This window comes from Chitinophaga sp. 05T412 (assembly GCF_056396465.1).
This window is the reverse complement of the sequence record NZ_JBFTLN010000037.1, coordinates 1-2856: the sequence shown is the minus strand read 5'-3', so window position 1 is coordinate 2856 and position 2856 is coordinate 1. Positions and strand designations below refer to the sequence as shown.

Sequence of the window (2856 nt, the reverse complement as noted above, 5' to 3'; positions counted from 1 at the left end):
CAAATGCCGCTGCAGAATCTTTTAATGCAAAAATAAAGTCCTTTAGAAACGCGCTGAGAGGGGTACGGGATGTAGAATTCTTTCTTTACAGATTAACCAAACTCTATGCTTAAAATTTATGGCTATCCCCCAACTTTTCAACTTGATCCCATAATTTCTCTAAAACAAAAAAGCTTACCCATAAATGAGTAAGCTTTTCTCTAGTCGSGGCGGCAGGATTCCAACCTGCGACCTTGCCGCTTCCAGCGGTACGCGATAGCCAAAACGCTACGACATAATTTCTCTAAAACAAAAAAGCTTACCCATAAATGAGTAAGCTTTTCTCTAGTCGCCCTGCCTGTACAAATTTCGAACTTATTTTTAATGGATTTAAGACGGCTTGCGAGCATAGCTATATGATAGCCAATTGCTTGTAAGCCGTTTTTCTATTGTACATAATTAATGTGAACCTAAAAACGTGTGTATGAAAAATTTAATATGTGCAGAGGCTAAACAAATTGATCTTGTAGATTATTTGGCCTCATTGGGCCACCTACCCCAAAAAGTAAGAAACCAAGACTATTGGTATCTATCACCATTGCGGGATGAAAAAACACCATCTTTCAAAGTAAACAGGCCCTTAAACGTCTGGTACGATCATGGAACTGGCAAGGGCGGTAATTTGGTGGACTTCGGAACGCTTCATTTTAATTGTAGCGTTGCTGATCTGTTGCAACGCTTATCGCAAAACCAACCCGCCCAGGCTTTTTCTTTTCACCCGCCTACCACTTTAGGCAACCGGCATCAGGCCCCCGCTTCTTTTGCTGGTGAAAAGAAAGATACCCTCGACAGCAAAATTGTTATTCTGGATGCCCGCCCGCTTAAAGAACAATCCCTACTGGATTACTTACAAAAAAGATGTATCCCGGTGGAAATTGCCAGCCGCTTTTGTAAAGAGGTGGATTTTCTTTTATATGGGAAGAAGCATACCGTTATCGGCTTCCAAAACAATGCCGGAGGATATGAACTACGGAACGAAAATTTTAAAGGTAGCAGCGCCCCAAAGGAAATAACGCTTGTAGACAATCGCACAGAACAGATTACCGTTTTTGAAGGCTTCTTTAGCTTCCTATCTTTTTGCACCATCAACAGAAACCAACAAGCCCCTTTGACAAATTGTCTTGTTTTAAACTCCCTTTCCTTCTTTGAGAAAAGCCGTCCACTGATGGAGCAATACAAGCAGGTACATTTGATTTTAGACAGAGATACAGCCGGTTTGAATCACACCCGGCAAGCCTTACAACAGGATGGAAATAAGTACCTAGACCGGAGCGACTTTTACCAGGGCAGGAAGGATTTAAACGACTGGCTTATTCATCATCACCACAGCCAAAAAGAGAGTCAGCGGATAGGCAAGCGGCTTTGACGTTCGGGTAGCCAGCTATGTTTTGGTAAAACCAAAACGGCTGGCTCACCTCATGCTACCGCATTCGGTGAGTAATTTTTTTCATGCTATCGCATTCAAAAAATAAAGAGGAGGTTGATATGGAGCAGCAGAATGCACAAACCAAGAACAAGGGAGGCCGCCCCCAAAAAGCGGTGAAAAAAGATCAATTATTGGCCATGAAATGCAGTCTTTATGAAAGACGTGTTATTGAAGCAAACGCCAAAAGTACTAACCTTTCAGTTTCCGAATACCTGCGGGAAATAAGCATGACCGGAAAAATTGACAGGAGGGAAAAAGCATTGCCCAAAGAAGTTTTGGAACTAACAGGCACGCTCAATCACATGGCAGCAAACCTTAATCAGATCGCTAGAAAGCGGAACGGGATGGAAGAATTAAGCCCGCTTGAACGTGCCAACCTGAAAGTACAATCAGGGGAATTAAAAACATTGGCGGCAAAAATTAAAACTTATTTCCAATGATCGGCTATGTAGGAACAGGAAGTTCCTTTTTTGAATGTATCCGTTATTGTTTGCAGGATAAAAAGGAACTGTCTGAAGAAAAAAAGCAGGAGCTTTCCCTAAAGGATAATCTACAGCACCAGAATCGGGCAGAAATTTTGAGCTATAACAAATGTTTTGGGAATTTAAAAGAGCTGTCCGGGCAATTTATTGATGTTGCCAAACTTAGCAAACGGGTAGAAAAGCCGGTATTTCATTTTTCCTTACGGCTGGCTCCCGGAGAAACACTTACTAAAAACCAACTTATAGAAGCTGGCCGTGAGTGTGTTAAAGAATTTGGCGTAGCAGATAACCAATATATCTGCGTACTACATAGGGATACCAGCGAGCAGCATATTCACATTGTTGCCAATCGTGTAGGTTATAACAGCAAGGTCGCCAGCGACAGTAACAGTTATAAAAGAATGGCCGCCCTTTGCCGAAAATTGGAAAAGCAATACAAGCTACAGGAAGTATTAAGCCCCCGCGCCTTTTTATCCCCTAAAGACAGGCTATTACCCCGGCAGGATCAGCGAAAGGAAAAACTCAAAACAAATATTCGGCAGACCTTAGAGAAGGTGCATAGCTATTCAGAATTTGAGCAGAGAATGCAGGCGTTAGGGTATAAGTTGATTAAAGGCCGGGGGATCTCCTTTATTGATGATAAGAAGGTAAAAGTAAAAGGTAGTGAGGTAGGTTTTTCGCTGGCGAAAATAGAAAGAGTTTTAGCCTTGAAACAAGAACTGGCAACTAAACAGGCTGAACAAAAAATATATGAAGCAGCTGTCGGCTCCCCCAAATTTCGGCCGCAAGAATTAGAGTTATAAATTAAATGATTTATTAACTTTAATCTAGCAATATGAAAAGAAAGAATTTTACAGAAAGTCAGATAGTTACTGCTCTTAAAAGACAGGAAGGTGGCATATCTGTTAA

3 protein-coding genes are annotated in these 2856 nt (G+C 41.6%); all 3 read left to right on the top strand.

The window, feature by feature from the left end:
- Positions 1-463 precede the first annotated feature (463 nt).
- The 3 genes from AC1DFM_RS34540 (at position 464) to AC1DFM_RS34530 (ending at position 2750) form a co-directional block, all read left to right on the top strand.
- Entirely contained in the window at positions 464-1405 is a 942-nt protein-coding gene (locus AC1DFM_RS34540) for a toprim domain-containing protein (protein ID WP_477081341.1), read from the top strand.
- Positions 1406-1524: 119 nt separating this feature from the next.
- Complete coding sequence (locus AC1DFM_RS34535; protein WP_477081340.1) at positions 1525-1905, top strand: plasmid mobilization protein; 381 nt, start codon at positions 1525-1527, stop codon at positions 1903-1905.
- Positions 1902-2750 (top strand): relaxase/mobilization nuclease domain-containing protein, encoded by an 849-nt coding sequence (locus AC1DFM_RS34530; protein ID WP_477081339.1) that lies wholly within the window; start codon positions 1902-1904, stop codon positions 2748-2750. Before AC1DFM_RS34535 ends, AC1DFM_RS34530 begins: the two co-directional genes overlap by 4 nt.
- The last annotated feature ends 106 nt before the right edge of the window (positions 2751-2856 follow it).